Source organism: Streptomyces sp. SL06 (assembly GCF_058244745.1).
Map to the genome: position 1 here is coordinate 2,047,411 of NZ_JBSYOT010000002.1, position 23,808 is coordinate 2,071,218.

Below are 23,808 nucleotides of genomic sequence, written 5' to 3' on the forward strand. Positions count from 1 at the left end.
GAGCGCTCACGGCGTGGTGTCCCCCGCCGCGGCCTCGATCACCCGGCGGAGTCCGTCGGTCAGGGGTCCGGCCTCGGGCGCGGTCTTCGGGTCGAAGGTCCACTGCGCGACGAGGCCCGTCAACAGGGTCACGTAGAACATGCCGAGGGTGTCCGCCGTCTCGTCCGAGACATCCTCCTCCCGGCCGCCCATGAGCAGGGGGACGAGACCGCGCCCGGCCTCCCGCTGGGCCCGCGCCAGATGGTCGCGCACCTCCGGCATCCGGTCGCCCATGACCAGGACCTCCATGCTGAGGCCCCACAGCGAACCGGGCTCCCGCATGGTGCCGATGATGTTGGACCAGACCTCCTTGAACCGCTCGACGGATCCGGGTTCGGTCTCGCTCAGCGCGGTCCCGTCCCCCTCGAAGGCGTCGCCCAGTCGCTCGACCAGTGACACGTACGCCTGTGCGAGCAGCGCGTCCTTCGAGCCGTAGTGGTAGCCGATGGACGCGAGGTTGGTCCCCGACTCCCTGACGATGTCCCGCGCGGTCGTGCGCGCGAAGCCCCTCTCCAGCAGGCAGCGCTTGGCGCCTTCGAGCAGATCCTCACGGTGTCCCATGACGCCACCCTACCGCCGATCCATACAGGCGTCCCATACGGGGGTCTTATACGAATGTCCTACACGCTCGTTCTAGACAGCCGTATAAGACATGCGTACAGTCTCCGGCATGACAACCGACCCGTCCCTGGCCGGCCGCCGTGAATGGACCGCGCTGGCCGTGCTGATGCTTCCGCTCCTGCTGGTCTCGATGGACGTCTCCGTCCTCTACTTCGCCATCCCGGCGATCAGCGCCGACCTGGAGCCGAGCGGCACCCAACAGCTCTGGATCTTCGACATCTACGGGTTCGTCCTGGCCGGTCTGCTGATGACGATGGGCTCCCTGGGCGACCGCGTCGGCCGGCGCAGGCTGCTGCTGTGCGGCGCGGCGGCCTTCGGCGCGGCCTCCCTGGTGGCGGCGTACGCGAACAGCGCCGAGACCCTGATCGCCGCCCGCGCGGTGCTCGGCATCGGCGGCGCGACCCTGATGCCGTCGACGCTGGCCCTGGTGCGCACGATGTTCACCGACCCCGCCCAGCGGGCGAAGGCGATCGCGCTGTGGTCGGGCGTGATGACGGCCGGGGTCGCGCTCGGCTCGGTACTGAGCGGCGTACTCGTGCAGTACTTCTGGTGGGGCTCGGTCTTCCTGGTCAACCTGCCCGCGATGGCGCTCCTGCTGGTCCTCGGCCCGTTCCTGCTGCCCGAGTCGAAGGACCCCGCCCCGGGCCGCTTCGACCGGGCGAGCGTCCCCCTGTCGATGGCCGCCGTGCTGCCCGTCGTCTACGGCCTCAAGGAGATCCCCTCCGAGGGCTGGAACGTCCGGTACGTCGTCTCGGTCACCGTCGGCCTGCTGTTCGCGGCGCTGTTCGTGCACCGGCAGCGCACGGCCGCCGCACCGATGATCTCCCCGGCCCTGTTCCGCGGACGCGGCTTCGCCCCCGCCGTCGGCCTGAACCTCGTCACCGCGTTCGGGATGATGGGCTCGGCGTTCTTCACCACGCAGTATCTGCAGTCGGTGCTCGGCAGGAGCGCGCTGGAGGCCGCCCTGTGGGCGCTGCTGCCCTCGGTGCCGATCGCTCTGGCGGCCCCCGCGACGACCGCGCTGGTGCACAGGGGCGTGCCGCGCGCCCATGTCGTCACCGCCGGTTTCGCGATCGCCGCGAGCGGCTACGGACTGCTGGCCCTCGCCAGTACGGACTCGATGTGGCTGGTGCTGGTCGCCTGCGGTGTCCTCGCCTCCGGGATCGTCATGGTGATGTCCCAGCTGATGGACCTCGCCCTGGGCACGGTCCCGGCCGAGCGGGCGGGCGCGGCGTCCTCGCTGATGGAGACCGGCACGGAGTTCGGCGGGGCGCTCGGCATGGCGGTCCTCGGCTCCATCGGCACCGCCGTCTACCGCCACCGGATGCCGGCGTCCGCACCGGACGCGGCCCACGAGACGCTGGGCGGCGCGCTGGCCGTCGCCGACCGGTTGCCCGAGCGCGCGGGAGACGCCCTGGCGACGGCGGCGCGGGAGGCGTTCACGCAGGGGATGCGGGGGGCGGCGATCGCGGGCGCGGTGATACTCGCCGCCGCGGCGGTACTGGCGTCGGTGACCCTGCGCCGGATCAGGGTGCGCGAGGAGCCCCGCACGCCGAACGCCGGACAGGCTGACCAGCTCAGCCCGTCCGGCGCTTGAGGAAGAGGCCCGTCCGGGGCCCTGACGGTCCCTCCGAGGGGACGGTCGCCTCAGACGAGGTTGACCGACCGGGCCGAGGTCGCGCCGATCTCCGCCGAGACCTCCGTCAGCACCCCGGGGGGCACCGTGTCGTCCACGGTCAGCACGGCCAGCGCCTCGCCGCCCACGGTGGCACGGGCGACCTGCATGCCGGCGATGTTGATGCCGGCCTCGCCGAGCACGCGGCCGACGGTGCCGACGACGCCGGGACGGTCTTCGTAGCGCAGGACGACCATGTGGTCGGCGAGGGCGAGGTCCACGTCGTACTCACCGACGGCGACGATCTTCTGGAGGTGCTTCGGGCCGGCCAGCGTGCCGGAGACCGACACCTCCTCGCCGTCCGCGAGGGTGCCGCGCACGGTGACCACATTGCGGTGCTCGGGCGACTCCGAGCTGGTGGTCAGCCGGACCTCGACGCCGCGCTCCTGGGCGAACAGCGGGGCGTTGACGTACGACACGGTCTCGTCGACGACATCCTCGAAGACACCCTTGAGGGCGGACAGCTCCAGCACCTTCACGTCGTGCTGGGTGATCTCGCCGTACACCTCGACATCGAGGCGGACCGCGACCTCTCCGGCGAGCGCGGTGAAGATGCGGCCGAGGCGCTCGGCGAGCGGCAGGCCCGGCTTGACGTCCTCGGCGATGACACCGCCCTGCACGTTCACCGCGTCGGGGACCAGCTCACCGGCGAGGGCGAGGCGGACCGACCTGGCGACGGCGATACCGGCCTTCTCCTGGGCCTCGTCGGTGGAGGCGCCGAGGTGCGGGGTACAGACCACCTGGTCGAACTCGAACAGCGGCGAGTCCGTGCAGGGCTCCTTCGCGTACACGTCCAGACCGGCGCCGGCGACGCGGCCCTCCTTGAGCGCCGAGTACAGCGCCTCCTCGTCGACGATGCCGCCGCGCGCGGCGTTGACGATGCGGACGCTCGGCTTGACCTTGCGCAGCGCCTCGTCGCCGATGAGACCGAGGGTCTCGGGGGTCTTGGGCAGGTGGACGGTGATGAAGTCGGAGACCTCCAGCAGCTCGTCCAGCGAGAGGACCTTGACGCCCATCTGCGCGGCCCGCGCGGGCTGCACGTAGGGGTCGTAGGCGACGACCTTCATGCCGAAGGCCGACATGCGCTGCGCGACCAGGGCGCCGATGCGGCCGAGGCCCACGACGCCGAGGGTCTTCTCGGCCAGCTCGACACCGGTGTACTTGCTGCGCTTCCACTCGCCGTTCTTGAGCGCGGCGTTGGCCTGCGGGATGTTGCGGGCGGTGGCGACGAGCAGACCGCAGGCCAGCTCGGCTGCGGTCACGATGTTGGAGGTCGGGGCGTTGACGACCATCACGCCGGCCTTGGTGGCGGCGGAGACGTCGACATTGTCCAGGCCGACGCCGGCTCGCGCGACGACCTTGAGCTTCTTGGCGGCGGCGACGGCCTCCGCGTCGACCTTGGTGGCCGAGCGGACCAGGATCGCGTCCACGTCGGCGATGGCGGGGAGCAGTTCGGCCCGGTCCGCGCCGTTGCAGTGGCGGATCTCGAAGTCGGGGCCAAGCGCGTCCACGGTCGCGGGCGACAGCTCTTCAGCGATGAGTACGACAGGTTTCGAGCTCACGTGAGTCCTCACAAGTCCAATGCGGACGGCCGTCCCGACGGCCGCATGCGGTGGAGGGTTGCTAGCCGCGTGGAAGACGCACGACGCTGTGGGCCTGACGCGTATGTGTTGAGCAGTGTAGTGGCGTGGCGGGCGTCGTCCGGATCCTCTTGGGGAGCATCACCCGGAAGGGGAGCCCCGTGACGGCGCCCCGTGTGTCGGGCGCCGTCACGGGGCCGAAGATCTACGCCTCTTCGTCGACCCAGCTCATGAGCTTGCGCAGCTCCTTGCCGGTGGTTTCGAGCAGGTGCTCGGAGTCCTGCTTCTTGTACTCGTTGTACTTCTTCAGACCGCTGTGGTACTCGTCCATCCAGTTCTTGGCGAAGGTGCCGTCCTGGATCTCGGCGAGGATCTGCTTCATCTCGGCCTTGGTGGCGTCGGTGATGATCCGCGGGCCGCTGACGTAGTCGCCCCACTCGGCGGTCTCGGAGATCGACCAGCGCATCTTCTCCAGGCCGCCCTCGTACATGAGGTCGACGATCAGCTTCAGCTCGTGCAGGCACTCGAAGTAGGCGATCTCCGGCTGGTAGCCGGCCTCGGTCAGCGTCTCGAAGCCCGCCTTCACCAGGGCCGCGGTGCCACCGCACAGAACGGCCTGCTCACCGAACAGGTCGGTCTCGGTCTCCTCGGTGAAGGTCGTCTTGATGACGCCGGCGCGGGTGCCGCCGATGCCCTTCGCGTACGACAGGGCCAGCCCGAAGCCGTTGCCCGTGGCGTCCTGCTCGACGGCGGCGATACAGGGAACGCCGCGGCCCTCCTCGTACTGACGGCGCACCAGGTGGCCCGGACCCTTCGGGGCGACCATGCGAACGTCCACGCCGGCCGGGGGCTTGATGAAGCCGTAGCGGATGTTCAGGCCGTGGCCGAAGAACAGGGCGTCGCCGTCCTTCAGGTTGTCCTTGATGTGCTCCTCGTAGACCTGGGCCTGGATCGGGTCCGGGACGAGGATCATGATGACGTCGGCCTCGGCGGCGGCCTCGGACGGGCTCACCACGCGCAGGCCCTGCTCCTCGGCCTTGGCCTTGGACTTGGAGCCCTCGTGCAGACCGACGCGCACGTCGACGCCGGAGTCGCGCAGCGACAGGGCGTGGGCGTGGCCCTGGCTGCCGTACCCGATGACCGCGACCTTGCGGCCCTGGATGATGGACAGGTCGGCGTCGGCGTCGTAGAACAGCTCGGCCACTGGGTTCTCTCCTTGTGTGCAGGTGTCGCGTCCCACCGTATGCCGGTGGGGGGAAGGGAAGTTTCGGGGTCTCGGAATACGGGCGGCCGGGTCCTCGCCGGCCGCCCGGTCCCGTCGTTACGCGGACCGGTCGAGGGCGCGCAGCGAGCGGTCCGTGATGGAACGGCCGCCACGGCCGATCGCGATCGTGCCGGACTGGACCAGTTCCTTGATGCCGTACGGTTCCAGCATCTTGAGCATGGCGGACAGCTTGTCGCTGCTGCCGGTGGCCTCGATCGTCACGGCCTCCGGGGAGACGTCGACCGTCTTGGCGCGGAAGAGCTGGACGATCTCGACGATCTGGGAGCGCGTCTCGTTGTCGGAGCGCACCTTCACCAGAACGAGTTCGCGCTGGACCGCGTGGGTGGGCTCCAGCTCGACGATCTTGAGCACGTTGACCAGCTTGTTGAGCTGCTTGGTCACCTGCTCCAGGGGGAACTCCTCGACGCTCACCACAATGGTGATGCGGGAGATGTCGGGGTGCTCGGTGACGCCGACGGCGAGCGAGTCGATGTTGAATCCGCGGCGGGAGAAGAGCGCGGCGATCCGGGCGAGGATGCCGGGCGTGTTCTCCACCAGGACGGAGAGCGTGTGCTTGGACATGGTCTCTTCGGTCTCTCTCGCTCAGTCGTCTTCGTTGTCGCCGAAGTCGGGGCGGACGTCCCGGGCGGCCATGATCTCGTCGTTGGAGGTGCCGGCGGCGACCATCGGCCACACCATCGCGTCCTCGTGGACGATGAAGTCGACGACGACCGGGCGGTCGTTGACCGAGTTCGCCTCCTCGATGGCCTTGTCGAGGTCCGCGGGGTCCTCGCAGCGGATGGCGTAGCAGCCCATGGCCTCCGACAGCTTCACGAAGTCGGGGACGCGGGTGCCGCGGGCCTGCGGGTTGAGGTCCTCGGGGCCGGAGTGCAGCACGGTGTTGGAGTACCGCTGGTTGTAGAAGAGGGTCTGCCACTGGCGGACCATCCCGAGGGAGCCGTTGTTGATGATGGCGACCTTGATCGGGATGTTGTTCAGGGCGCAGGTGGTCAGTTCCTGGTTGGTCATCTGGAAGCAGCCGTCGCCGTCGATCGCCCAGACGACCCGGTCGGGCACACCGGCCTTGGCGCCCATGGCGGCGGGGACGGCGTAGCCCATGGTTCCGGCGCCGCCCGAGTTCAGCCAGGTCGCGGGCTGCTCGTACTGGACGAAGTGCGCGGCCCACATCTGGTGCTGGCCCACGCCGGCCGCGAAGACCGTGCCCTCGGGCGCCAGTTGACCGATGCGCTCGATGACCTGCTGCGGGGAGAGCGATCCGTCCTCGGGCTGGTCGTAGCCCAGCGGGTAGGTGTCGCGCCAGCGGCTGAGGTCCTTCCACCAGGCGGTGTAGTCGCCGCGGTTGCCCTCGCCGTGCTCCTTCTGGACGGCCTGCACCAGGTCGGCGATGACCTCGCGGGCGTCACCGACGATCGGCACGTCGGCGGCACGGTTCTTGCCGATCTCGGCGGGGTCGATGTCGGCGTGGACGATCTTCGCGTACGGGGCGAAGCTGTCCAGCCTGCCGGTGACGCGGTCGTCGAAGCGGGCTCCGAGGGCGACGATCAGGTCGGCCTTCTGCAGCGCGGTGACGGCGGTGACCGCACCGTGCATGCCCGGCATTCCCACGTGCAGCGGGTGGCTGTCGGGGAATGCGCCGAGCGCCATCAGGGTGGTGGTGACGGGCGCTCCGGTGAGTTCGGCGAGGACCTTCAGCTCCGCGGTGGCCTGGGCCTTGAGCACACCGCCGCCGACGTACAGCACGGGGCGCTTCGCGGCGGTGATGAGCTTGGCCGCCTCGCGGATCTGCTTGGCGTGCGGCTTGGTGACCGGGCGGTAGCCGGGCAGGTCCATGACCGGCGGCCAGGTGAAGGTGGTCTTCTTCTGGAGGATGTCCTTGGGGATGTCGACCAGGACCGGCCCGGGGCGGCCGGTGGAGGCGATGTGGAAGGCCTGCGCGATCACCCGGGGGATGTCCTCGGCCCTGGTGACCAGGAAGCTGTGCTTGGTGATCGGCATGCTGATGCCGACGATGTCCGCCTCCTGGAAGGCGTCCGTGCCGATCGCGGAGGACACCACCTGCCCGGTGATCGCGACCAGCGGCACGGAGTCCATGTTGGCGTCGGCGATCGGGGTGACCAGGTTGGTGGCGCCGGGTCCCGAGGTCGCCATGCAGACGCCGACCTTGCCGGTGGCCTGCGCGTATCCGGTGGCCGCGTGGCCCGCGCCCTGCTCGTGGCGGACCAGGACGTGGCGCACCCTGGTGGAGTCCATCAGCGGGTCGTACGCCGGAAGGATCGTCCCGCCGGGAATGCCGAATACGGTGTCGGCGCCGACCTCCTCGAGAGAGCGGATGAGGGACTGCGCACCCGTGACGTGCTCGGGGGCGGACTGTCCTCCGGATCGGGGCCGCGGCTGCGGGTGGGCCCCGGTGGCCTGCTCGGTCATCGGCATTCTCTTCTCGATGCTGAGGGTTTTTGCGAGGTTCGTGCGGTCTGTGGCTGCTGCTCGGCAGGTGCCTGTGCAACAAAAAACCCCTCGTGCCATAAGGCAAGCGAGGGGAGCGCGCCGGGTGTGGGTCGCCGGGAGTCCGGGTCGGTCCGGAACGTCACCAGGCTTCAGCCGACGCGCTTTCCAAGTACGAGAATTCGGGTGCGCATGGCACTGACCCTCCCCCCGGCGCGCACTCACTGTCAAGTGGGTGGGACGGGAGTCTCATTATGTGAGCGCAGAGCCGTGCCACCACCCAGGACGGCGGGCAGCCCGGCGCCGATACCGCCGACGCCCTTGGTGTACACCCCCGCGCCACCGCCCGCGAAGACCGGTTCGGCGGGCCCGTGCGGGACCGGGTAGTGGCCGGTTCCGAGCGCTCTGCGCAGCCGGTACTCGTCCAGCGGCCCGGAGAACGCCATGCCCTGTCCATGGGTGCAGCCCATCGCGCGCAGGGCGACGATCTGCTCGGGCAGGTCCACGCCGTCGGCCACGGACTTCAGCCCGAGGTCGGTGGCGATGCGCAGCAGACCACTGGTGATCTTGTGCAGCCGCGCCGACTCCACGACGCCCTCGATCAGACCGCGGTCGAGCTTGAGGACGTCCACGGGCAGGCGCCGCAGAGCGGTGATCGCCGCATAGCCGCTGCCGAAACCGTCCAGCGCGATACGGACGCCCACTCTCCGCAGTGCGTTGAGCCGGCGGTCCAGCTCGTCCAGGCCGACCCGTGGATCGATGTCCGACAGCTCGATCACAAGAGACCCGGGTGGGAGCCCGTGCCGGGTCAGCAGGGCCTCCACGGAACCCAGCGGCATGGAGCGGTCCAGCAGGCGGCGGGCGCCGACGCGTATGGCCACGGTCGCCGACAGGCCGGTCGCCGCGCGCTCGGCGGCCTGTTCGACGGCTTCCCGGAGCACCCAGCGGTCCAGCTCGGCGGTCTTGTCGCCGTCCTCGGTCACCCGCAGGAACTCGGCGGGGGTGAACATCACGCCCTGCGAGGAGCGCCAGCGCGCCTGGGCGCAGACCGAGGTGATCCGGCCGTCCGTCAGGGAGACCACCGGCTGGTGCAGCAGCGCGAACTCGCCGTCGTGCAGCGCGGCCCGCAGGCGCGTGGCCAGTTCGGCCTTGCGCACAACGTCCTGCTGCATCTGTGGCCGGTACAGCTCGACGCGTCCCTTGCCGCCCGCCTTGGCGCGGTACATCGCGAGGTCGGCGTTGCGCAGCAACTCGCCCGCGCCGAGGCCGGGTTCGGCGAAGGCGACGCCGATGGAGGCGTTGACCCGGACATCGTTGCCGTCGATGAGGTAGGGCTGCGAGAGGGTCGTCCTGAGACGGTCGGCGAGTTCCAGGATGTGACCCTCGCGGGCGGCCCGGTCCCGGGCGCCGTCCCCGACGATCAGGGCCGCGAACTCGTCGCCGCCCAGCCGGGAGGCGGTGTCGCCCTTGCGGACGGCCTCGTGGAGTCTGCGGGCGGCCTGGACGAGCAGTTCGTCCCCGGCCTGGTGGCCGATGGTGTCGTTGACGCCCTTGAAGCCGTCGAGGTCGATGAAGAGCACCGCCGTACCGCGCAGGGCGGCGCCCCGGTCGGAGGCGCGGCGGCCGGACAGGGCCTGCTGGACGCGCCGGGTGAACAGGGCGCGGTTGGGCAGGTCGGTGAGCGGGTCGTGTTCGGCGTTGTGCTGGAGCTGTGCCTGCAGACGCACTCGCTCGGTCACGTCGCGGCTGTTGAAGATGAGGCCGCCGTGGTGGCGGTTGACGGTGGACTCGACGTTGAGCCAGCCGCCGTCCCCGGAGCGGAAGCGGCACTCGATGCGGGTGGTGGGTTCCTCGACCGGGCTGGCGGCGAGGAAGCGGCGCACCTCGTGCACCACGCAGCCGAGGTCCTCGGGGTGGATGAGCCCGGCCAGTTCGCTGCCGACCAGCTCTTCCGCGGAGCGTCCGTAGACCCCGGCGGCGGCCGGGGAGACGTAGCGGAGGATGCCGTTGGGCGCGGCGATCATGATGACGTCGCTGGAGCCCTGCACCAGGGAGCGGAAGTGGTTCTCCTTCTGGGCCAGTTCCTGGGTGAGGGTGATGTTGTCGAGCAGCATGATGCCCTGGCGCACGACGAGGGCGAGGACCACGGTGCCGCCGGTCAGCAGGACCACGCGGTCGACGCTGCGGCCGTTGAGGACGTTGTAGAGGATGCCCAGGGTGCAGACCGCGGCCGCGAGGTACGGGGTGAGCGCGGCCAGGGACCCGGCGATGGGCCGGGCGGCCGGATAGCGGTCGCGCTCGCCGCCCGGCCCGGGGCCGGGCACGGACGTGGGCTCGGGGGCGTGCCCGTGCGCCGGCTCGGGCGCGGGCTGTTCGCCGGTGCCGCGCTGTCCGGGCACGTGCTCGCGCACCACGCGCGTGTGCCCGCCGGATCCCTTCTCGTCCGACGGCCGTCCGCGCCGGGACGCGGCCCAGGGCGCGTACGCGAGCAGCAGGGAGCCGGCGAACCAGCCCGCGTCGAGCAGTTGACCGGAGTGGTAGTTGTTGTGCAGCAGCGGTGAGGTGAACAGGGCGTCGCACATCACCGTCAGGGCGAGCGCGCCGATGGCCGTGTTGACCGCCGACCGGCATACGGGTGATCGCCTGAAGTGCAGCGCGAGCACCATGCTGACCAGGGCGATGTCGAGCAGCGGGTAGGCCACCGAGAGCGCGGCGTGCGCCACGCTGGAGCCGCCCTCGGCCTTGGCCGCCTGGGCGAGCGCCAGGCTCCACGCCAGGGTGAGCAGTGAACCGCCGATCAGCCAGGCGTCCAGGCCCAGGCAGATCCAGCCGGCCTTCGTGACCGGCCGTTTGGCCAGCACCAGCAGTCCGACGATGGCGGGCGGCGCGAAGCAGAGGAAGAACAGGTCCGCGTAACTGGGGTTGGGCACGGGCTGGTCCAGGACGACCTCGTGCCACCCCCAGACGAAGTTGCCCAGGGCGGCCATCGCGGAGGAGACGGCGAACAGCAGCCAGGCGGGCCGGAAGCGGACCCGGCTCCCGCGGGCGTAGAGGAAGCAGGAGACCGCGGCGGCGGCCGCGGCGGCGCTCAGCCCGAAGTCGCCCATGATCTTGGCGACGTGCGCCGATCCCCAGCCGAGCGCGGCACCGACTGCGTAGGCCGCGCAGACCAGGGCCAGCACGAGCTGGCGGACGAGGGTCGGTCCGCCGGTGGCGGCGGCCGGCCGGGGCAGCAGCGGTCCGGGCGAGGGCTGCGTGCGCAGCGCTCCGTCCAGCGTGGACACGGGTGTCGGGCTCACCGGGGCCTCCCGGTACGTGCGGCTCCCACGTCCCGCGGTCCCCGGTGCCCCGGGCAGACCGGGCGGACCGGGCTCCCGCGGCCGGCCGTGCGGCTCCGGTGAGGGCCGCGCCCGGGGGGCCGGCCGCCGGGCCTGCCGTGCGGACCCCGTCTGGGCGCGGTCGTGGTCGCGCGCCAGGGTCGCCGGCGGCGGCTCCGCCGCGTCGGGTCGTTCGTCCATAGGCCGTGCATCGCCCGTCGCCCCCCTCACAGTCTGAGATGTCCATCCCCGGCGCCGCCCGTACGCGGCGCATCCCCTGTCGGACGATACACCAGTCTCGTCACTCAGGGACATAGGTTCTCTACTCTCCGTGACGACCAGCGGGTATGCGCGCACCCACCGCATTCGAGGAATCGCGGAGGGTGCCAGAAGCGGATTACGCGCCCGTCGTCAGGATCACGTTGCGCAGCGGCTCCTGGTTCACGAAACGGTTCAACTGGTCCACCAGCAGCCGCTTGGCGCGCGGCAGAAAGGCGGAGGTCGGCCCGCCGGCGTGCGGGCTGACGAGTATGCCGGGAGCATGCCACAGGGGGTGCCCCGGCGGCAGCGGTTCGGGGTCGGTCACGTCGAGCGCGGCGGTGAGGCGTCCGCTCTCCAGTTCGGTGAGCAACGCCTTCGTGTCGACGACCGGTCCGCGGGCGACGTTGACGAGCAGGGCCCCGTCCTTCATGCGGGCCAGGAACTCCGCGTCGGCCAGTCCTCGGGTGGCCTCGGTGAGCGGAGTGGACAGGACGACGACATCCGCCTTCGGGAGCAGGGCGGGGAGTTCGGTGAGCGGGTGCACCGGACCGCGCGCCGTGGTGCGTGCGGAGCGCGCGACGCGCACCACCGGCGCGACCTCGAACGGCACGAGCCGGTCCTCGATGGCGGCGCCGATCGAGCCGTACCCGACGATGAGCACCGTGCGGTCCGCGAGCGCGGGCCGGAACCCGCCGAGCCACTCGCCGCGGTCCTGGGCGCGGACGAAGTCGGGGATGCCGCGCAGCGACGCCAGGATCAGGGCCAGGGTCAGCTCGGCGGTGCTGGCCTCGTGCACTCCGCGCGCGTTGCACAGCCGTACGCCCGCGGGCAGGTGCTCGAGACCCGGCTCCACGTGGTCGATGCCGGCGGAGAGGGTCTGGACGACCCGGACGGAGCGCATCCGCGGCAGCGGGCGTACGCCGGTCTCACTGGGCTTCATGTAGGGGACGACGTAGTACACGCAGTCGGCCGGGTCGGCGGGGAAGGTCTCCTCGCCGTTCCAGCAACGGTAGGCGGGGCCCTCGGGAAGCCCCTCGATCTCGTCCGGCGCGATGGGCAGCCACACGTCAGCAGTCATGGTCAGGAGGCTATGTCAGGGGCGCGGAGGGCAGAGGTTAGGTTGGGTGGCCTGACGAGGGAGGGTCACGACCAGGTGGAGCGCAGGACGATCGGCGCGACGGCACTCGCGGTGGGGGCCGTCGGACTGGGGTGCATGCCGATGAACTGGGCGTACAGCGCGTCGCGGCAGCGGGGCGACGAGTCGCTCAGGGCGGTGCACCGGGCCCTGGACCTGGGTGTCTCCCTGCTGGACACGGCGGACATGTACGGCCCGTTCACCAACGAGCTGCTGCTCGGACGGGTGTTGCGGGAGCGGCGGTCCGACGCCTTCGTGTCGACGAAGGTGGGTCTGCTCGTGGGCGACCAGCACATCGTGGCCAACGGCCGCCCCGGCTACGTGAGACGTGCCTGCGACGCCTCGCTGCGCCGGCTGCAGACGGACGTGATCGACCTCTACCAACTGCACCGCGCCGACCCCGAGATACCGGTCGAGGAGACCTGGGGCGCGATGGCGGAACTGGTCCGGGCCGGGAAGGTGCGGGCGCTCGGGCTCTGCGCGGTCGGCGCCCGGTCGGCCCGGCGGCCGGGGGCGCGGCTGCACGACGCGACGATCCGCCAACTGGAACGGGTGCAGCAGGTCTTCCCGGTGAGCGCGGTGGAGGCCGAGCTGTCGGTGTGGTCCCCGGAGGCGCTGCGGACGCTGCTGCCCTGGTGCGTCTCGCGCGGCGTCGGCTTCCTCGCCGCGATGCCGCTCGGCAACGGCTATCTGACCGGCACACTGACGCCCGGAGGGGGCTTCGAGCCGGAGGACCTGCGCGCCCGCCATCCCCGTTTCACCGCCGAGATGATGGCCGCCAACCAGCCGATCGTCGCCGGTCTGCGCCGGATCGCGGCCCGGCACGGCGACGAGGTCACCCCGGCGCAGGTGGCGCTGGCCTGGGTGCTGGCCCAGGGGCGGCACGTGGTGCCGGTGCCGGGCACCAAGCGGGAGCGCTGGGTGACGCAGAACGCGGACGCGGCACGGCTGCGGCTGACCGCGCGGGACCTGGCCGAGGTGGGTGAGCTGCCGGCGGCGCTGGGCTCGTGGGAGTGACGCGCCGAACGGCCCGGATGCCGGTTCACCCGGTTTTCCGGTTCGGGATCGGGCGATCGGGAACCTGGAGGACCCGTGCGGTGTATGACAAGAGGAACCCGCCGCGTCGAAGGGACCATGATCGTGCAACGTCGAGCCGTGCCGACCGTGTTGGCCGCCGTCCTCCTGCTGACGGCCGGCTGCTCCGCAGCCGACGGGGACTCCTCGGGTGCGGACGGGAGCAGCTCCCCGAGCAGTACGGCGGCGCAGTCCTCGCCCTCCGGCCCGGCCACCGAGGAGGCCCCGCCCGCCAAGGGCTCCGTGAAGGTGCTCCGTACGGTCGCCACGGGGCTGAAGAGTCCCTGGGGGCTGGCTCCGCTGCCGGGCGGTGACCTGCTGGTCTCCTCCCGGGACGAGGCCACGATCACCCGGGTGGACGAGAAGTCGGGCGAGAAGACGGAGCTGGGCGAGGTGCCCGGGGTGTCCGCGTCCGGCGAGGGCGGCCTTCTCGGCATCGCGCTCTCCCCCGACTACGCCTCGGACCACATGATCTACGCCTACTTCACCTCCGCGTCGGACAACCGCATCGTACGGATGCTGTACGACGAGAAGAAGCCGGCCGGCGAGCAGCTCGGCTCGCCCGACACGGTCTTCCGGGGGATCCCGAAGGGTGTCATCCACAACGGCGGCCGGATCGCGTTCGGTCCCGACAGGATGCTCTACGCGGGCACGGGCGAGAGCGGGGACACCGGCCTGTCGCAGGACCGGAAGTCCCTCGGCGGCAAGATCCTCCGGCTGACGCCGGACGGCGACCCGGCGCCCGGCAACCCCTTCCCCGACTCCCCGGTCTACTCGTACGGCCACCGCAATGTGCAGGGCCTGGCCTGGGACGGCAGGCAGCGGCTGTTCGCCTCGGAGTTCGGGCAGGACACCTGGGACGAGCTGAACGCCATCGAGCCGGGCGGCAACTACGGCTGGCCGGAGGCGGAGGGCGAGGGCGGTGGTTCCGGGTTCCGGGATCCCGTCGCCCAGTGGCACACCGACGAGGCCTCCCCCAGCGGGATCGCGTACGTGCAGGGCTCCGTGTGGATGGCCGGTCTGCGCGGCGAGCGGCTGTGGCGCATCCCGCTGAAGGGCACCCGGGCGGCGGCCGAACCGCAGGCGTTCCTGGAGGGCGAGTACGGCCGGCTGCGGACGGTGGCTGCGGCGGGCGGCGACAAGCTGTGGCTCGTCACCAGCAACACGGACGGCCGGGGCGAGGCGAAGGGCGGCGACGACCGGATCCTGGAGCTGGAGGTGAAGTAGGCCCGCTCAGCGCGCGCCGGGCCGGTCCCCCTCGGAGGCCTCCGGGTGCGGCAGCTGGACGACGACCCTGCCCGAGGAGAGGTCTATCGGACCGTGCCCGGGGTCGCCGTCACCGACGTCCTCACGGGTCAGTTCCAGGCGGTTCTGCTCGTCACGGGTGTGTGCGCGGCCGGGGGAGAACAGTTCCTCGAATGCGTTGAACACGGTGCCTCCGTCGTCGGCGTCCTTTACAGCGTAAGCCTCACTCCGTCGAACGGGACATGCGCCGTTCGGCCGGGAACAGCGCCAGCCGGTGGGCCACCGCCGCCGCCTCGCCGCGGCCGGAGACGCCGAGCTTGGCGAGGATGTTCGACACGTGGACGCTGGCCGTCTTCGGGGAGATGAAGAGTTCCTCCGCTATCTGGCGGTTGGTGCGGCCCTCGGAGACCAGCCGCAGTACGTCGCGCTCCCGGCCGGTGAGGCCCAGGGCCTCGGCCGGATCGGCGGGGGCCGTGGACGCGGCGCCCTGCCCGGCGGTGCGGCCGAGGGTGAGGCGGGCGCGCCGGCCGAGCAGGGTGACGGCTTCGGCCAGCGGGCGGGCGCCGAGGTGGTCGGCGACGCGGCCGGCCAGGCGGAGCAGTTCCGTGGCGCGGGCGCGCTCGTCCTCGCCGCCGGTCGCCAGGAGGGCGCCGGCCAGCCGGTGCCGGACGCGGGCGAGTTCGTAGGGCCGCTCCAGGCACTCGAAGGCGGTGACCGCCTCCGACCAGGTCTGCGGGGTGTCCCGGCCCTCGGCGCGGTGGAGTTCGGCGCGGACCCACTTCTCGTGGGCGAGCCAGACGGGGGCGCCCGTGGTCAGGGTCCTGGCGGCCTTGGCGATGCGTTCGAGGACCTCGGCGCGGCCCTCCTCGGCGGCCGGCAGACCGCGGGCGCCGGCCTCCGCCTCGGCGGCGGACAGCAGCAGGGGCCAGCCGTAGCGGTGGGTGCCGGGCGGGAAGCCGGCGTCCAGGACCCGGACGAGTTCGGCGCGGGCGTCCGGGAGGCGGCCCTCGGCGGCGGCCAGCCCCAGGGTGAGGGCGGCCAGCGGCAGGTGGTGCTGCGGCATGGGGTCGTGGGTGCCGTAGGCGGCGCGGGCCTCGGCGAGCAGCCGGGCGGCCTCGGCCCGCTCGCCGCGGGCGAGTGCGACGTGGGCGCGCTTGAGGGCGGCGCCGCCGCGCGGTGCGGGGCCCCGGCACCGGCCCGGGGCGCCGGCCAGCTCCGCCGCCTCGACGGCCTCGTCCCAGCGGCCCAGGGAGACGAGGGACTCGGCGAGGTTGCCCAGGACCCAGGCCTCGGACTCCAGCAGGCCCATCCGCCGGGTCAGCCCGATGCCCTCGCGCAGGATGCCGAGGGCCTCCTCGGAACGGCCGACGCTCTCCAGGGCCGAGGGCAGGTTGACATGGCTGCGGGCCACCACGGCGGTCCGCTCCTGCGCCACCACCACGTCCCTGACCTGGTACATCTCGGCGAGCCCCGCCTCGACGTGCCCGGCGTCCACCATCAGGCCGCCGAGGGTGAGCCGGGCGTTGAGTTCGATGTCCTCGGCGCCGACCATGCGCGCGTACTCGACGGCCCGCTCGGCGGCGGTCACCGCGGCGGGTCCTGGGCTGTGGAGCATCGACCAGTTGGCGGCCATGGCCAGCACCTCGGCGTGCACCTGGGAGGGCGGCAGCCCGCGGACCAGGTCCTGGGCGATGCCCAGTTCCCGCCAGCCGTCGCCGCGGCCCTGCGCCTGGACCAGCAGTGAGCGCTGGGTCCAGAACCAGGCGGCGCGCCGCGGTGCCCGTTCGTTTCCGTCCGCCGGGGCGCCGGTGGTGTCGTCGTGCCCGTCCTCCAGCAGGCGCAGCGCCCGCTTGGTGATCTTCATGGCGCTCTCGCGCTCCCCGCACAGCCGCCCGGCGACGGCCGCCTCGGCCATCAGGTCCAGGTAGCTCGGGGGCTCGGTGGCCGGGTCGCGTCCGCCGGGGGTCCCGCCGCGCCGTCCGGGCGGTGGGAGGGGGTGGACCTCGGTGCGGTCGAGGGGGCGCAGGGCGGCGCGTACGTCGTCGGGGGCGGCGTCCCACAGCTCCATCGCGCGCTCCAGCAGGCGCAGTTGCTCGGAGTAGGCGTGGCGGCGGCGGGCCTCGACGGAGGCATCCAGGACGGCGGGCAGGGCCTTGGCCGGGTCGTGGGCGTGGTACCAGTAGCTGGCCAGGCGCATCACGCGTTCGGCGGCGGGCACCAGCGTGGGGTCGGCGTCGAGGGCTTCGGCGTAGCGGCGGTTGAGGCGGGAGCGCTCGCCGGGGAGCAGGTCGTCGGCGACGGCCTCGCGGACCAGGGAGTGGCGGAAGCGGTAGCCGTCGCCGTCGGGCGCGGGGAGCAGGATGTTGGCGTTCACGGCGGACCGCAGGGCCTCGATGAGGTCGTCCTCGGCGAGCCGGGCGACGGCCGCGAGCAGCCGGTACTCGACGGTGGAGCCGCCCTCGGCGGCGATCCGGGCGACCCGCTGGGCGCTCTCGGGCAGGGCCTCGACGCGGACCAGGAGCAGGTCGCGCAGGGAGTCGGTGAGGCCGGTGGGGCTGCCCTCGTGGGCGGCGACGGCGAGTTCCTCGACGAAGAAGGCGTTGCCGTCGGAGCGTTCGAAGATCGCGTCGACCTGGAGCGGGTCGGGTTCGTGGGCGAGGATGCCGGCGATCTGGCGGCCGACCTCGTCCCGGGTGAAGCGGCCGAGTTCGAGGCGGCGGACGGTGCGCAGCCGGTCGAGTTCGGCGAGCAGGGGGCGCAGCGGGTGGCGGCGGTGGATGTCGTCGGAGCGGTAGGTGGCCAGGACGACGAGGCGGCCGGTGCGCAGGGTACGCAGGAGGTAGGCGACCAGGTGGCGGGTGGAGGCGTCGGACCAGTGCAGGTCCTCCAGGACGAGGACGACGGTGTGCCGGGCGGCGACGCGCTCCAGCAGGCGGGCGGTGAGCTCGAAGAGGCGGGCCATGCTCTCCTCGTCGTGCCGGCCGGTGCCGGGGCCCGGGGAGGTCTCACCCAGTTCGGGCAGCAGCCGGGCCAGCTCCTCCTCCTGTCCGGCGGCGGCCTCGGCCAGTTCCTGCGGGAGCCGTCTGCGCAGGGCGCGCAGCGCGGTGGAGAAGGGCGCGAAGGGCAGTCCGTCGGCGCCGATCTCGACGCAGCCGCCCAGCGCGACGACGGCGCCCTGTCGGCGGGCCGCCGCGGCGAACTCCTCGACGAGGCGGGTCTTGCCGACGCCCGCCTCACCGCCGAGCAGCAGTGCCTGCGGCTCTCCCCCGGCGGAGCCTTCGCCTCCGGCGCGGTCGAGCGCGTCGTGCAGCGTGCCCAACTCGCCGGCTCGGCCGATGAACACGGGACTGACGGACCTGGTCTCCACGCAACCGAGCATCGCACGCGGGTCTGACAACGGGGCACCGGTTTTCTCCGGGGGGACGACGGGCGCGAGTGCGGGGAGGGCGGCCGGGTGGCCGCCCTCCCCGCGTTCCCCGTTCACGCGGCCCGCGCGGACCGGTGCCGGCGTGGGAGCCGCGTATGGCTCTCCGCACCGGCGGCACCCGCGCGCGCGTCCCGGCGGGCGGCACGGCGGGCAGCGCGGCGGGCGCGGAGAACCTCGCGGGCCAGCCGGGCCTCGTCGGCGCGGCGGATCAGTTCGGCGGAACGGGCCCGCTGGATCTCGAACTCGAACATGGTGTGCCCCTTCGGTGAGACGCGGTGTCGGCTTCGCCTGTGGCGATGCCTCAACCCTCGTCTCCCAGGGGGGTGGGACACATCGGGTAAGTTCCGCATCTTCGGCGCCGGGCGGGGCCTTAGACGCGCGTGAGGGGTCTTAGGGCCGGGCGCGTCGGGCGCGCCGATGTCCTAAGACCCCTCAGTGGGCCCGGTCAGCCGGCGGAGGGCAGCCCCAGCAGGACGTCCGTGTACTTCAGGACGGCGAGGAGCAGGCCGATGACGCCGAGGGCGACGCCCGCCCAGGAGACCGACTTGATCCAGGGGGCCTGCGGCCGGCCGGGCGCGCCGAACGCGGGGCGGGCCAGCACCACGACGCCGACGATCAGCGCGACCAGGGCGAACAGTCCGCCCCACAGCGCGGTGGCGTGCCAGGCGTTGCCGTAGCCCTTCTCGATCAGCGTGCTGACGTTCGACGACGAGGAGGTCTCCAGCTGGCCGATCAGCGATTCGCGGGCGGAGGCCACGGTGCCGACCCAGCTGCCGGTCAGGGAGACGATGCCCAGCCCGGCGGAGACGACGGCGCCCGCGCCCTGGCCTACGCCGCTGGGCCCCTCGTCCGCGTCCGCCTCCGCATCGGCGGCGGCGTCGTCGCTCGCCTCGCCGACGGCGGCATCGTCGGCCGCGTCGGCGTCGTCAGTCGTGGTGGCGTCGTCGGCCGCGTCGGCGTCGTCAGTCGTGGTGGCGTCGGTGGCGTCGCCCGTCCCGGCGCCCTCGCCGTCCGGGGTCCCGGCGTCGGTGTTCCCGGTGGTGTCGGCCCCTGCCTTCTCAGGGGCCTCGGTCACCTCGTCCGTCTTGTCCATGTCGGTCTTCGCGCCGGTCTCGTCCACTGTCTTCGTTCCCATGTCTCGCACCGTACGGACGCTGTCTGAGAGGTCCCTTAACGATCCTTGTGAGCCGCACGCGCGCGTGCCTCACGTGCCGCGCGCCACTCGGGCGCGAGCACCGCCCACACTTCCATGTCCTGGCGCCTGCCCCGATGGGGGAAGCTCTCGCGCAGTACGCCCTCGCGCGTCAGGCCGAGCCGCCGGGCGGCGTTGACGCTCGGGGTGTTGGCGGACGAGGCATACCACTCCACGCGGTGCATGCCGCGCTCGTCGAACGCCCAGTCGATCAGGACCCGGGCGCCGCGCGTGACCAGGCCCCGCCCGGTCCCGGCGGGCTCCAGCCAGCAGCCGATCTCGCAGACGCCGGTCGCGGCGTCGAAGACGCGGAAGAGCAGGCCGCCGACGAGCGTGCCGTCCAGCCACAGCCCGTGCAGGAAGCCGGTGTCGGCGGCGTGCCGGTCGGCGTGGGCCTGGAGCACTGCGCGTGCGGAGTCGGCGTCGGTGGCCTTCGCGCCGAAGGGGATGTGCTCGGTGATGAAGTCCCTGCCCCGGTCCAGGTGGGCCAGGAACTCCTCGGCGTGCCAGGTCTCCAGGGGGCGCAGTTCGGCTCCGTCGTCACCCAGTGCTATCGCGTACATCCCGCTGCCGTTCCTCCTCCGCGAGGACGTCCGCCACCTCGGCGTCCGTCACGGCGGCAAGCCTCTCATGGGCCGCTCTGGCCTCGGGCGGCTCGATGCTGACGCGGGGCAGGAGGGCGTCCAGGCGGCGCGGCAGCCACCAGTTGGCGCGGCCGAGCAGATGCATCAGGGCGGGCACCAGGAGCGTACGCAGGACGAAGGCGTCCAGGGCGACCGCGGCGGCGAGCGCGATGCCGAACATGGCGATCACCCGGTCGCCGCTGAGGACGAAGGCGAGGAAGACCGAGATCATGATGACGGCGGCGGAGTTGATGACCCGCCCGGTCTCGGCGAGTCCGACCCGGACGGCACGGCGGTTGTCGCCGGTCTCCAGCCACTCCTCGTACATCCGGCTGACCAGGAAGACCTGGTAGTCCATGGAGAGCCCGAAGAGCACCGACACCATGATCACGGGCAGGAAGGGTTCGATCGGCCCCGCGCTGCCGAGGCCGATCAGCTCGCTCCCCCAGCCCCATTGGAAGATCGCCACGACGACGCCGAAGGCGGCGGCCACGGCGGCGACGTTCATGGCGGCGGCCTTCAGGGGGATGCCGACGGAGCGGAAGGCCAGCAGGAGCAGCAGACAGCCCAGGCCGACGACGACGCCGACGAAGAGGGGCAGCTTGCCGACGATGACCCCGGCGAAGTCGTCGTAGCCGGCCGTGACGCCGCCGACGTGCACGTCGAGCGCGGTGCCGGACTCGGCGCGCGGCAGCACCTCGGAGCGCAGCCGCTCGACGAGGTCGCTGGTCCGCCGGGACTGCGGCGCCGACTCGGGGACGACACCGAGGTAGCCGGTGTCGCCGCTGGAGTTGTAGGTCACCGGTGTCACCGAGGAGACGCCTTCGGTGGCGCGCAGGGAGGCGCCGAGGTTGTCCAGCGCGAGGCGGTCCTCGGCGCCGCGGACCTCGGTGACCAGGGTGAGCGGGCCGTTCACACCGGGGCCGAAGCCCTCGGCGAGGAGGTCGTAGGCCTGGCGTGTGGTCGTGCCCCTGGCGTCGTTGCCCTGGTCGGAGGTGCCGAGGCGCAGTCCGAGGGTGGGCAGCGCGAGGAGGGTGATCACGACGAGGGCGACGGCGCCGAGGAGCTTGGGGTGACGCTCGACGAACGCCGACCAGCGGGCGGCGAACCCGGTGGACAGCTCCGGTTCGGGCCCGTGCTCCGCGAGCCGGCGTCGCTCGCGCCGGCTCAGGGCGCGCGGGCCGATGAGGGAGAGCAGCGCCGGCAGCAGGGTGACGGAGGCCGCGACGGTGAGGACGACGGTCAGCGAGGCGGCGACGGCCACGCCGTTGAGGAAGCTGAGCCTGAGTATCAGCATGCCGAGCAGGGCGATGCACACCGTGGCACCCGCGAACACGACCGCCCGTCCGGTGGTCGCGACGGCGCTCTCGGCGGCCTCGGCGACGCCGAGCCCGCGTTTGAGTCCGCGCCGGTGTCTGGTGACGATGAACAGGGCGTAGTCGATGCCGACGCCGAGGCCGATGAGGGTGCCCAGCATGGGGGCGAAGTCGGCGACGGTCATGGCGTGGCCGAGGAGGGTGATGCCCGCGTAGGCGGTGCCGACGGAGACCAGCGCGGTGGCCAGGGGCAGCATGGAGGCGGCGAGGGAGCCGAAGGCGAGGAACAGGACGACCCCGGCCACGGCCACGCCGACGACCTCGGCGAGATGGCCGCCGCCGGACTCGGTGAGCGCCACGGCGCTGCCGCCCAGTTCGACCTGGAGTCCGTCGGTCTCGGCCGCCTTGGCGGTGGCGACCACGGCCCGTGCCTCGCCCGCGTCGACGTCCCTGGCGGCGTCCGCGAAGGTGACCGGGGCGTACGCGGTATGGGCGTCCTCGCTGATCAGGGGCGAGTCGGGGTCGTCGTACGGGTTGGTCACGGAGGCCACCCCGGGCAGCTCCGCGACGCGTTCCAGGGTGCGGGTCATGGACTGTTCGACGGCGGTGGCGCGGACGGTGCCGGCCGGGGTGTGCCAGACGACCGTGTCGCTGTCGCCGCTGAGGCCGGGGAAGCCGGAGTCGAGCAGCCGGGAGGCGCGGTCGGAGTCGGTGCCGGGGATCCCGTAGTCGTTGGAGTACGCGGAACCGGTGAGCGTGGCGGCCGTGGCCAGTCCGCCGAGGGCGAGGAGCCAGAGCAGGACGGCGACGAGGCGGCGTGCAACACACCAGCGTGCAAGGGCTGCCACGGACCTGCTCCCAGAGTGTCTGTTTGTGGATCTTTGGCCGGGAACAGTCGTCCATGGTGTGAACGCCCCGCAAAGAACGCATGAGCAATGTGAGGTCACTCTTGCAGGCAGAAATGATCCTTTGAGGAGTTAGTGGGCTTTTTCACAACAACAGCCCTGGGGGGACGCGTCGGGTTCGACGCGTCCCCCCAGGGCTCGGGATGTACCGGGTCTCAGCCCTCGGCGACACCCAGCTTCTCCAGGATCAGCTCCTTGACGCGGGCCGCGTCCGCCTGCCCCCTGGTCGCCTTCATGACCGCGCCGACCAGGGCGCCGGCCGCGGCCAGCTTGCCGCCGCGGATCTTGTCCGCGATGCCCGGGTTGCCGGCGATGGCCTCGTCGACGGCGGCGGTCAGCGCGCCCTCGTCGGAGACGACCTTGAGACCGCGCTTGTCGACGACCTCGTCCGGCGTGCCCTCACCGGCGAGGACGCCCAGGATGACCTGGCGGGCCAGCTTGTCGTTCAGTTCGCCGGAGGTCACCAGCTCGGCGACCCGGGCGACCTGCGCCGGGGTGATCGCCAGCTCGTCGAGCGTCGTGCCCGACTCGTTGGCGCTGCGGGCCAGCTCGCCCATCCACCACTTGCGGGCGGAGGCCGCGTCGGCGCCGGCCTCGATCGTGGCGACGATCGGGTCCAGCGCGCCCGCGTTGAGGATCGACTGCATGTCGGTGCCGGAGACGCCCCACTCCTCGCGGAGCCGGTTGCGGCGCACCAGCGGCAGTTCGGGCAGGGTGGAACGGATCTCCTCCACCCACTCGCGCGAGGGGGCCACGGGCACCAGGTCGGGCTCCGGGAAGTACCGGTAGTCCTCGGCCTCCTCCTTCACCCGGCCCGAGGTGGTGGACCCCGTGTCCTCGTGGAAGTGGCGGGTCTCCTGGACGATCGTGCCGCCCGAGGAGAGCACGGCCGCGTGCCGCTGGATCTCGAAGCGGGCCGCGCGCTCCACGGAACGCAGCGAGTTGACGTTCTTGGTCTCGCTTCGGGTGCCGAACTTCTCCCGGCCGTGCGGGCGCAGCGACAGGTTCACGTCGCAGCGCATCTGGCCCATCTCCATGCGGGCGTCGGACACGCCGAGCGCCCGGATGAGTTCGCGCAGCTCACGGACGTAGGCCCGCGCGACCTCGGGGGCGCGCCCGCCCGCTCCCTCGATCGGCTTGGTGACGATCTCGATGAGCGGGATGCCGGCACGGTTGTAGTCCAGCAGGGAGTGGGACGCGCCGTGGATACGGCCGGTGGCGCCGCCGACGTGCGTCGACTTGCCGGTGTCCTCCTCCATGTGGGCGCGCTCGATCTGGACGCGGAAGGTCTCCCCGTCCTCCAGCTGCACGTCGAGGTAGCCGTCGAAGGCGATCGGCTCGTCGTACTGGGAGGTCTGGAAGTTCTTCGGCATGTCCGGATAGAAGTAGTTCTTCCGGGCGAAGCGGCACCACTCGGCGATCTCGCAGTTCAGCGCGAGACCGATGCGGATCGCCGACTCGACGCCGGTCGCGTTGACGGCCGGGAGCGCGCCGGGCATGCCGAGGCAGACGGGGCAGGTCTGGGAGTTGGGGTCGGCGCCCAGTGCGGTCGAACAGCCGCAGAACATCTTGGTGCGGGTGCCGAGTTCGACATGGACCTCAAGGCCCATGACGGGGTCGTACGACGCCAGCGCGTCCTCGTACGACACCAGGTCGGTCGTGGTGGTCACG

17 protein-coding genes are annotated in these 23,808 nt (G+C 72.1%); 3 read left to right on the forward strand and 14 right to left on the reverse strand.

Annotated elements, in window-relative coordinates; translation table 11 throughout:
* Positions 1-6: 6 nt before the first annotated feature.
* The gene (locus AC4IHM_RS09140; protein WP_490866564.1) at positions 7-600 is read right to left on the reverse strand and encodes a TetR/AcrR family transcriptional regulator; all 594 of its coding nucleotides are present in this window, start codon (positions 598-600) and stop codon (positions 7-9) included.
* A gap of 91 nt (positions 601-691) precedes the next feature.
* Between AC4IHM_RS09140 and AC4IHM_RS09145 the strand changes: the two genes are divergently transcribed.
* Positions 692-2,257: an MFS transporter gene (locus AC4IHM_RS09145; protein ID WP_490866565.1), complete on the forward strand. Its 1,566-nt coding sequence runs from the start codon at positions 692-694 to the stop codon at positions 2,255-2,257.
* A 50-nt stretch (positions 2,258-2,307) separates the two neighbouring features.
* Here the strand turns inward: AC4IHM_RS09145 and serA are convergent, their stop codons facing one another.
* The 6 genes from serA to AC4IHM_RS09175 all read right to left on the reverse strand — a co-directional run bounded on the left by serA (position 2,308) and on the right by AC4IHM_RS09175 (position 12,298).
* Positions 2,308-3,897: a phosphoglycerate dehydrogenase gene (gene serA, locus AC4IHM_RS09150; protein ID WP_490866566.1), complete on the reverse strand. Its 1,590-nt coding sequence runs from the start codon at positions 3,895-3,897 to the stop codon at positions 2,308-2,310.
* Between the two features lie 223 nt (positions 3,898-4,120).
* Positions 4,121-5,119, reverse strand: coding sequence for a ketol-acid reductoisomerase (gene ilvC / locus AC4IHM_RS09155; RefSeq protein WP_490866567.1), 999 nt, complete (start codon positions 5,117-5,119; stop codon positions 4,121-4,123).
* A 117-nt stretch (positions 5,120-5,236) separates the two neighbouring features.
* Positions 5,237-5,761, reverse strand: coding sequence for an acetolactate synthase small subunit (gene ilvN / locus AC4IHM_RS09160; protein ID WP_490866568.1), 525 nt, complete (start codon positions 5,759-5,761; stop codon positions 5,237-5,239).
* 21 nt (positions 5,762-5,782) lie between these two features.
* Positions 5,783-7,624, reverse strand: coding sequence for an acetolactate synthase large subunit (locus tag AC4IHM_RS09165; protein ID WP_490866569.1), 1,842 nt, complete (start codon positions 7,622-7,624; stop codon positions 5,783-5,785).
* A 245-nt stretch (positions 7,625-7,869) separates the two neighbouring features.
* Positions 7,870-11,160: a putative bifunctional diguanylate cyclase/phosphodiesterase gene (locus AC4IHM_RS09170; RefSeq protein WP_490866570.1), complete on the reverse strand. Its 3,291-nt coding sequence runs from the start codon at positions 11,158-11,160 to the stop codon at positions 7,870-7,872.
* 196 nt (positions 11,161-11,356) lie between these two features.
* Positions 11,357-12,298, reverse strand: coding sequence for a 2-hydroxyacid dehydrogenase (locus AC4IHM_RS09175; protein WP_490866571.1), 942 nt, complete (start codon positions 12,296-12,298; stop codon positions 11,357-11,359).
* Between the two features lie 75 nt (positions 12,299-12,373).
* Between AC4IHM_RS09175 and AC4IHM_RS09180 the strand changes: the two genes are divergently transcribed.
* The gene (locus tag AC4IHM_RS09180; RefSeq protein WP_490866572.1) at positions 12,374-13,372 is read left to right on the forward strand and encodes an aldo/keto reductase; all 999 of its coding nucleotides are present in this window, start codon (positions 12,374-12,376) and stop codon (positions 13,370-13,372) included.
* A 117-nt stretch (positions 13,373-13,489) separates the two neighbouring features.
* Positions 13,490-14,656 (forward strand): PQQ-dependent sugar dehydrogenase, encoded by a 1,167-nt coding sequence (locus AC4IHM_RS09185; RefSeq protein ID WP_490870791.1) that lies wholly within the window; start codon positions 13,490-13,492, stop codon positions 14,654-14,656.
* A gap of 6 nt (positions 14,657-14,662) precedes the next feature.
* Here AC4IHM_RS09185 and AC4IHM_RS09190 read toward each other — a convergent pair whose 3' ends face one another.
* The 7 genes from AC4IHM_RS09190 to gatB form a co-directional block, all read right to left on the reverse strand.
* Positions 14,663-14,860 carry a DUF6191 domain-containing protein gene (locus tag AC4IHM_RS09190; protein WP_490866573.1) on the reverse strand — a complete coding sequence of 66 codons (198 nt, stop codon included), beginning with the start codon at positions 14,858-14,860 and terminating at the stop codon, positions 14,663-14,665.
* A 37-nt stretch (positions 14,861-14,897) separates the two neighbouring features.
* A complete protein-coding gene (locus AC4IHM_RS09195; protein ID WP_490870792.1) occupies positions 14,898-18,053 on the reverse strand; it encodes a helix-turn-helix transcriptional regulator in 3,156 nt (1,051 codons plus the stop codon).
* A gap of 101 nt (positions 18,054-18,154) precedes the next feature.
* Positions 18,155-18,352: a hypothetical protein gene (locus AC4IHM_RS09200; protein ID WP_490866574.1), complete on the reverse strand. Its 198-nt coding sequence runs from the start codon at positions 18,350-18,352 to the stop codon at positions 18,155-18,157.
* Between the two features lie 194 nt (positions 18,353-18,546).
* Positions 18,547-19,236, reverse strand: coding sequence for a hypothetical protein (locus AC4IHM_RS09205; RefSeq protein WP_490866575.1), 690 nt, complete (start codon positions 19,234-19,236; stop codon positions 18,547-18,549).
* Positions 19,237-19,271: 35 nt separating this feature from the next.
* Positions 19,272-19,856: a GNAT family N-acetyltransferase gene (locus AC4IHM_RS09210; RefSeq protein WP_490866576.1), complete on the reverse strand. Its 585-nt coding sequence runs from the start codon at positions 19,854-19,856 to the stop codon at positions 19,272-19,274.
* Entirely contained in the window at positions 19,834-22,080 is a 2,247-nt protein-coding gene (locus AC4IHM_RS09215) for an MMPL family transporter (protein WP_490866577.1), read from the reverse strand. Before AC4IHM_RS09215 ends, AC4IHM_RS09210 begins: the two co-directional genes overlap by 23 nt.
* Positions 22,081-22,292: 212 nt before the next feature.
* Positions 22,293-23,807, reverse strand: a complete 1,515-nt coding sequence (gene gatB / locus AC4IHM_RS09220) for an Asp-tRNA(Asn)/Glu-tRNA(Gln) amidotransferase subunit GatB (RefSeq protein WP_490866578.1) — start codon at positions 23,805-23,807, stop codon at positions 22,293-22,295.
* Between the last annotated feature and the right edge of the window lies 1 nt (position 23,808).

Bases quoted from the DNA above. Each gene is read 5' to 3' on its own strand.
- AC4IHM_RS09175 (WP_490866571.1), bottom strand. From the start codon at position 12,298: ATGACTGCTGACGTGTGGCTGCCCATCGCGCCGGACGAGATCGAGGGG.
- AC4IHM_RS09140 (WP_490866564.1), bottom strand. From the start codon at position 600: ATGGGACACCGTGAGGATCTGCTCGAAGGCGCCAAGCGCTGCCTGCTG.
- AC4IHM_RS09205 (WP_490866575.1), bottom strand. From the start codon at position 19,236: ATGGGAACGAAGACAGTGGACGAGACCGGCGCGAAGACCGACATGGAC.
- ilvN (WP_490866568.1), bottom strand. From the start codon at position 5,761: ATGTCCAAGCACACGCTCTCCGTCCTGGTGGAGAACACGCCCGGCATC.
- AC4IHM_RS09185 (WP_490870791.1), top strand. From the start codon at position 13,490: ATGATCGTGCAACGTCGAGCCGTGCCGACCGTGTTGGCCGCCGTCCTC.
- AC4IHM_RS09195 (WP_490870792.1), bottom strand. From the start codon at position 18,053: ATGCTCGGTTGCGTGGAGACCAGGTCCGTCAGTCCCGTGTTCATCGGC.
- AC4IHM_RS09145 (WP_490866565.1), top strand. From the start codon at position 692: ATGCGTACAGTCTCCGGCATGACAACCGACCCGTCCCTGGCCGGCCGC.
- AC4IHM_RS09200 (WP_490866574.1), bottom strand. From the start codon at position 18,352: ATGTTCGAGTTCGAGATCCAGCGGGCCCGTTCCGCCGAACTGATCCGC.
- AC4IHM_RS09165 (WP_490866569.1), bottom strand. From the start codon at position 7,624: ATGACCGAGCAGGCCACCGGGGCCCACCCGCAGCCGCGGCCCCGATCC.
- AC4IHM_RS09170 (WP_490866570.1), bottom strand. From the start codon at position 11,160: ATGGACGAACGACCCGACGCGGCGGAGCCGCCGCCGGCGACCCTGGCG.
- AC4IHM_RS09210 (WP_490866576.1), bottom strand. From the start codon at position 19,856: ATGTACGCGATAGCACTGGGTGACGACGGAGCCGAACTGCGCCCCCTG.